General features: G+C 47.6%; 7 protein-coding genes, 1 tRNA gene and 1 pseudogene. 7 read left to right on the forward strand and 2 right to left on the reverse strand.

What is annotated here, in order from left to right; all coding sequences use genetic code 11:
• The coding region (locus O3603_RS11705; protein WP_371523007.1) for a hypothetical protein at positions 1–446 on the reverse strand (446 nt) is incomplete at its 3' end.
• A gap of 288 nt (positions 447–734) precedes the next feature.
• On the opposite strand from O3603_RS11705, the gene O3603_RS11710 reads away from it, so the two are divergent.
• On the forward strand, positions 735–1,937 hold the full coding sequence (locus tag O3603_RS11710) for a replication-associated recombination protein A (RefSeq protein WP_371523015.1): 1,203 nt from the start codon (positions 735–737) through the stop codon (positions 1,935–1,937).
• A gap of 185 nt (positions 1,938–2,122) precedes the next feature.
• Here O3603_RS11710 and O3603_RS11715 read toward each other — a convergent pair whose 3' ends face one another.
• A complete protein-coding gene (locus O3603_RS11715) occupies positions 2,123–2,260 on the reverse strand; it encodes a hypothetical protein (protein WP_371523009.1) in 138 nt (45 codons plus the stop codon).
• A gap of 252 nt (positions 2,261–2,512) precedes the next feature.
• Here O3603_RS11715 and O3603_RS11720 point away from each other — a divergent pair, with 252 nt between their 5' ends.
• The 6 genes and pseudogenes from O3603_RS11720 to O3603_RS11745 form a co-directional block, all read left to right on the forward strand.
• A complete protein-coding gene (locus O3603_RS11720; RefSeq protein ID WP_371523011.1) occupies positions 2,513–3,463 on the forward strand; it encodes a D-2-hydroxyacid dehydrogenase in 951 nt (316 codons plus the stop codon).
• Positions 3,460–4,107 carry a trimeric intracellular cation channel family protein gene (locus O3603_RS11725; protein WP_287317603.1) on the forward strand — a complete coding sequence of 216 codons (648 nt, stop codon included), beginning with the start codon at positions 3,460–3,462 and terminating at the stop codon, positions 4,105–4,107. Before O3603_RS11720 ends, O3603_RS11725 begins: the two co-directional genes overlap by 4 nt.
• Before the next feature lie 102 nt (positions 4,108–4,209).
• A tRNA-Arg gene (locus O3603_RS11730) sits at positions 4,210–4,283 on the forward strand.
• Between the two features lie 780 nt (positions 4,284–5,063).
• Positions 5,064–5,468, forward strand: coding sequence for a hypothetical protein (locus tag O3603_RS11735; protein ID WP_371523013.1), 405 nt, complete (start codon positions 5,064–5,066; stop codon positions 5,466–5,468).
• 519 nt (positions 5,469–5,987) lie between these two features.
• Complete coding sequence (locus O3603_RS11740; protein ID WP_155716547.1) at positions 5,988–6,158, forward strand: hypothetical protein; 171 nt, start codon at positions 5,988–5,990, stop codon at positions 6,156–6,158.
• Positions 6,159–6,180: 22 nt separating this feature from the next.
• A pseudogene (locus tag O3603_RS11745) lies at positions 6,181–6,908 on the forward strand (hypothetical protein); the annotation flags it as partial.

The raw sequence follows: 6,908 nt of genomic DNA on the forward strand, positions 1-6,908 counted from the left end.
AGGGTGATGGGGCTGATTGGGCAGATAGGGGAGGGTGAGGAGTAGGGGTGATGGGGCTGATTGGGCAGATAAAGGAGGGTGAGGAGTAAGGGTGATGGGGCTGATTGGGCAGATAAAGGAGGGTGAGGAGTAGGGGTGATGGGGCTGATTAGGCAGATAGGAAAGGGTGATGAGTGGGGCAGATAGGGCTGATTGGGCAGATAGAGGAGGGTGATGAGTGAGGCGGATGGGGCTGATTGGGCAGATAGGGGAGGGTGATGAGTGAGGCAGATGGGGCTGATTGGGCAGATAGGGAAGGGTGAGGAGTGAGACAGATGGGGCTGATTGGGCAGATAGGGAAGGGTGAGGAGTGAGGGGGATGGGGCTGATTGGGCAGATGGAGGAGGGTGAGGAGTGAGGAGGATGGGGCTGATTGGACAGATAGAGAGGCATTGGAAAGTCGCCAAACCAGTTGGTTATCCATCATTTTAAAGGCTGAATTTTGAATTATGAGAATAATTGCTTACTTTTGCCTAATGATATACAATGCTCATGCCAGTGCTTAGCAATGTGGCAGACAAAGGTTTGTTCTACAACAACCAGTGCTTAGCCAGACAACAGCTGCTACTTAGTAATGTGATTGTCCATGTCGAGTGCAACAACTAGTGACGATAGGCAAGACGATTGCGAACGATAGCTTGCACTCTTGCGAGCGGTGGACTGGAGCGGAGTTATCGCTAGAGATAAGAATAGATATGGAACCATTGGCAGAAAGGATGCGTCCTCGGACGCTGGATGAATACATTGGGCAGGAGCATCTTGTGGGTCAGGGAGCTGTCTTGCGACGTATGATCGACAGCGGTCATATCAGTTCGTTCATCCTCTGGGGACCACCAGGCGTCGGCAAAACCACGCTCGCTCAGATTATTGCCCATCAATTAGAAACACCCTTCTACACGCTCTCGGCGGTGACAAGTGGTGTAAAAGATGTACGCGAGGTGATCGATCGGGCGAAGAGCGGGAGGTTCTTCAATTCGGTTTCCCCGATACTCTTTATCGACGAAATTCATCGATTCTCTAAGTCGCAGCAAGACTCCTTGTTGGGTGCTGTGGAGAGAGGAGTTGTGACGTTGATAGGCGCAACGACGGAGAATCCCTCATTCGAAGTCATCCGTCCACTGCTGTCGCGTTGCCAGTTATATGTGCTGAAATCGTTGGGGAAAGACGACCTTCTCCGCCTCGTGCAACGTGCAATCACGGAAGACACGGAGCTGAAGAAACTCACGATAAAGCTCTCCGAGACGACCGCCCTACTGCGTTATAGCGGTGGCGATGCACGTAAATTGCTCAATATTATCGACCTCCTCGTGGGTGCGCGGACGTCAGATGAGATTGTTATCACCGATGAGTTGGTGGAGAAAGAGCTGCAGGAAAACCCCTTGGCATACGATAAGGACGGTGAGATGCACTATGATCTTGTGTCTGCATTCATCAAGTCGATTCGTGGAGGAAACGCCGATGCCGCCCTCTATTGGATGGCTCGGATGATCGAAGGAGGCGAAGATCCGCGTTTTATCGCACGCCGTGTAGTGATCAGCGCAGCCGAGGATATCGGACTTGCGAACCCCAATGCTCTATTGCTGGCAAACGCTGCCTTCGATGCAGTCGACCGCATAGGATGGCCAGAGGGGCGCATACCTTTGGCGGAAGCGGTGGTCTATCTCGCTCGTTCCAAGAAGGACAATTCGGCTTATAAGGGTATCAATGCCGCCCTTGAGGAGGTGCGCCGTTCGGGTAATCTGCCCGTTCCGTTGCACCTTCGGAATGCACCGACAAAGTTGATGAAAGACCTTGGTTATGGCGATGGATATAAGTATCCTCACGATTATGAGGGGCATTTTGTCGAGCAACAGTATATGCCAGATGAGTTGGAGGGGAGGGAGTTTATACCCGACTAACAGCCTCCCTACAGCCCCACCCAGCCTCCCCGAAAGGGGAGGAGCAGCCTCACACCCTCTCCGAACCAGCGGTCACTGACTGAAGGGAAGTAATGGAGAGGGGAGTGAAAACCATTGTTTGCAGATGAAGGGGGCGTTTCTTTGAAGCGAAGAGAGGCTTTCTTCATAGCAAGGAAACGCCCTCGTTATGGCAACGAAAGGCTCTCTTTATAATAAGGAAACGCCTTTGTTGATGGGAATGAAAGCCTCACAGCCTCTCCGAACCAGTGGTCACTGACCGTAGGGAAGTAATGGAGAGGGGCGTGGATAGTATCATTTCCCACAGAACAAACAACTTGTCAACTCGTCAACTATTAACTCGTCAACTTGAAGTAATCATAATTTTGAATTAGAGAAAATGCTCTCGTCAGCTTATTAAAACAAATAATAACAACAAAAGGAGGCACTCTCACTGCCTTACTCATATATCCTTACCAACTCCCGTGAGGCTACATCCCCTCCTTTCGGAGGGGCTTGGGGAGGCTTTCGGAGGGTGAGTTCGGTTTTGGGGAGGCTTCCGATAAACAATAAAAAGTATGAAACTAGTCATTCTCGACTGCCATGCAGTCAACCCTGGTGACCTCTCGTGGGAGCCAATAAAGCAACTCGCTGATTGTACGATATACGAAAGAACACGACAGGAAGACGTCGTTGAGCGTGCAAAAGACGCTGACGGAATACTCATCAATAAGGTGAATATCACTGAAGAAGTGCTCCAACAACTGCCTAAACTGAAGTATATTGGAGAGCTGGCAACGGGTTATAATAATATTGACATCGCTGCGGCACGTGCAAGAGGAGTTGTGGTTTGCAATATCCCAGCCTATAGTACCGATAGTGTGGCACAACATGTTTTCGCCTTACTATTGAATGCTGCAACACGAGTAGACCATTATGCCGAGGCTGTCAGACGTGGTGATTGGTGCAAGCAGCAGGACTTCTGCTATTGGGATACGCCTCTGATCGAACTCGCAGGGAAAACTCTTGGTATTGTCGGACTCGGTCACATCGGTCAGAAAGTGGCGCAGATTGCCCACGCCATGGGTATGGATATCTCTGCATATACCAGTAAGAACAGTAGCGATCTACCCGAGTGTATCCGCAAGACAACCCTCGAAGGACTCTTTAGTACGTCTGACATCATCACCCTCCATTGCCCTCTTACGGCAGAGAATACGCACATGATCAATGCTGAAAGCCTACAGAAAATGCGCCCCGGAACCATCCTTATTAATACAGGACGTGGTGGGCTCATTGACGAACAGGCTGTTGCTGATGCCCTCGAAAGCGGTCATCTCAAAGCCTATTGTGCAGATGTTATGACCGACGAACCGCCTCGCACGGACAATCCCCTTCTACAACAACCCAACGCATATATCACTCCGCACGTGGCATGGGCTACTCGTGAGGCACGCGAAAGACTCATGGCTATTGCCGTGGAGAATATCAAGAAATTCATAGAAGGCACTCCGCAAAACTGCGTATGACCTACACTGACCCCCATCTCGTCCGTACCCTCCAGGTGATCTTGGAGTTCCTTGGCACCTTCGCATTCGCCATCTCCGGTATACGGCACGCCGCCCAAAAGCACTTCGATTGGTTCGGAGGCTACGTATGCGGCTTTGCTGTTGCCATCGGAGGCGGTACGATACGTGATGCCATGCTTGGTGTGCGCCCGTTCTGGATGTCAAATATCATGTATGTGTTGGTTACTGGACTTGCACTCTTCCTCGTTATCCTATCGAGGAAATGGATAAAGAAACTCGATAACGCATGGTTCGTCTTCGATACACTGGGCTTAGCTCTGTTCACCATAGCCGGTATTCAGAAGACCATCGCACTGGGACATAGCTTCTGGGTAGCCGTTATCATGGGGTGTATCACGGGTGTGGCAGGTGGCGTCATACGTGATGTTCTGTTGAATAACATCCCCGTCATCTTTCATAAAGAGATTTACGCTGTGGCAAGTGTGGCAGGAGGTCTAACCTATTGGACGCTCTTCTCGCTCGGACTGGGGCTTCCCCTGACGGTGATAGTTACCTTTCTTATGATTTGTGTAATACGCTTTGTTGCAGTAGGTTACCATATTTCGCTACCGACACTACACGATGAAGACGAAAAGAAAACGTAAAAAAGTTGATGAAAAGTTTGGTGGGTTGAAATAAAAGTGATACCTTTGCACTCGCAATTAAGCAATAGCACTATTGCTCTTAACGTTTGCAACCATTTTAATGGTTCCGTAGCTCAACTGAATAGAGCACTTGACTACGGATCAAGAGGTTACAGGTTTGAATCCTGTCGGAATCACATAGAGGACATCTTAACGGTGTCCTCTTTTTTTGTGTGCGTGTGCAAAGACAGAGGGGAGGCCTCTCCCCCGTCCCATCTACAGCCTCTCCCCAACCCCTCTCCGAATGGAGAGGGGCGTGAACACTACTAGTAGGATAAAAGAGGATGGTAAGTGGGAGTAGAGATAATTGTGTTTTGGAATTTAAAAGTAGCCTCGGGAGAAATACATCCCCTCCTTCGGAGGGGCTTGGGTAGGCTTTTAGTAGAATTAAGGAAACGCCCTTCTCGATTGCAGAAGGGCGTTTCTTCGTTATGAAGAGAGCCTTTCTTCACACCAACGAAACGCCCTCTTTATTTGCAAACAATGGTCTTCACTCCCCTCTCCATTCGGAGAGGGGGCGGGGGTGAGGCTGTAGTTGGGGCGGGGGTGAGGCTTCTTTTCACCTACTCCCATTAGGTATTCCTCCCCTTGGGGGAGGTTAGGTGGGGTTGGTGAAACAATTTCGTCGAATTTAAAGGGGCTTTCATCGAGTTAATAAACATTTAATATTTTATTAATTTAAGATATCTTTTTTTGCGATTGAACATCCTTTGCACAACATCAAACTAACTTTGTCAACAAATCACATAGCCCACTTCTCACCCCAGCAAGTGGGCTGGTGATATCAAAGGACATGCGCCCCACTTCCCTTCTCCTACCACTCAACAAGTGGTAACAAGCGTGGGCAAGGCATGAAGCCACACATTATTAATGCTTAAAATAGTACAACTATGGAAGATGGAAAGAAGAAAAAAACAATGATGAAACCAATGAAGAAATGGACAGAAGAGGATATGCAACGCCTGAAGTCCACGATTATTAATGATTTTTACGACCTAATCAATCGTAGTGAGAAGGAGGGTTTGTATTGGAAAGGTGCCACCTGCGACCTGATAGATATGGCACACATGGTGTGGGAGAGTGGAGCTTTATTGCGCCCTGATGGTCGACCGATGGACTTTATCTCTATCGTTCGTAACATCTGTCGGGTACTGCATGTGAGGGTTCCGAGTAACCCCTCTTCAACGGTTATGGCGGTGCGGATGCGTAAAAACATACGTGTTGGGCCGCTCTTGGAACGCTACTTGTATGTGATGACAACCATCGATATACAGGATCCCGTGCGGTTAGAAATAGGTAGAAGGAAGCCTTATCAAAGCTAACAACCAGCCTCACACCAACCCAACTAAAGCCTCACCCCCGCCCCCTCTCCGAATGGAGAGGGGCGTAAACACTATTGTTTGCAAGTGACGGAAAGCCTCACCCCCGTCCCCTCTCCGAGTGGAGAGGGGAGTGAATACTGCTAGTAGGATGAGAGAGGATGGTTAGCGGGAATAGAGGTAATCATATTCTATAATTAAAGGAAACGCCCTTCTCGTTTGGAGAAGGGCGTTTCTTCGTTATGAAGAGAGCCTTTCTTCGCACCAACGAAACGCCCCCTTTATTTGCAAACAATAGTTTTCACTCCCCTCTCCATTCGGAGAGGGGCTGGGGGAGAGGCTGTAGTTGGGTTGGGGGAGAGGCTTTCCTTTATTTGCAAACGCAACTGTTTTATATATAGTTTATGCTTATTTAACAAAAATGGGGGGGTAAATAAAGGTTTATTAATACCTTTGCAGCCAATTAATACGCCGTTTTCTATATTAGAACAAAACTATTTAACAAATACAATTAAACCATTTATGAGAAAGAAGAGAACCTATATTCCACCGAGAGTGGTGCAGATTAATTGTGAGTATGAGGGCATGATATGTCATAGTAAGCCAATAACTCCTGATGCAAATAACTCTAGTGAAGAAGATTGGAATCCGAATGAAAACATCGGAGGAGACGATGAACACGGATTTGAATAAACCATTGATAAGACTTAAAAAGATGTTATACAATTTAAAGAGTACAATTACAAAGATTGGTTTTGGTGCAGTGATAGCCTTGTTAGTAGGCTGTAATAATAATGTAGAAAATGATGCTGCGAGTAATCAAAAAGCAAAAGTTGGAATTGAGATTATCGAGTCAGGCTATGATAATCTAGCCCCTGCTTCACGTGCTGTAAGTAGTAATAGCGATAATCAAAAGTCTGTAGTTGATTTTAACGACTGCGGTGCTTCTACCGAACTCGTCCCTGATCAATCAAGTAAAGAACCTGCAACACGTGCCATAACAGGCAATACGCACTATACAATTCGATTCTATGAAGGGTCGACGAGAGTAGGGGAACTAAAGGGAAGAATGAATGGTTCAACCTTTACTCCTGATGCGGGCACGTCTAACCAGCTATTTTTAATGCGTGGAAAGACTTACACTTTTGTTTGTTTCAACGATGATGTCGTTGCAAATGGAGAGTCTCTTGAGGTGAGTTTGGATAAAGCTGCGACTGCACGCATTGGACGACAAACAGTCACAACAGGTACTACTTGGGCGCAAGAAACAGTAAAGATTATCTCTAAACATGCTGGTGTACGTGTCAGAACACAGATTCAAGCACAGAAGCATACGGTAAAAGACTTTAAAGCTAAGTTCCTTTCAAACTCGACAAACATACCTAATAAGGTGTCATACAATCCTGTTACGGGTGTTTACACAACCCTCTCTACAGCTGCATT

It is taken from the genome of Prevotella sp. 20925_1_30, from assembly GCF_041433025.1.
GTDB lineage: Bacteria > Bacteroidota > Bacteroidia > Bacteroidales > Bacteroidaceae > Prevotella > Prevotella vespertina.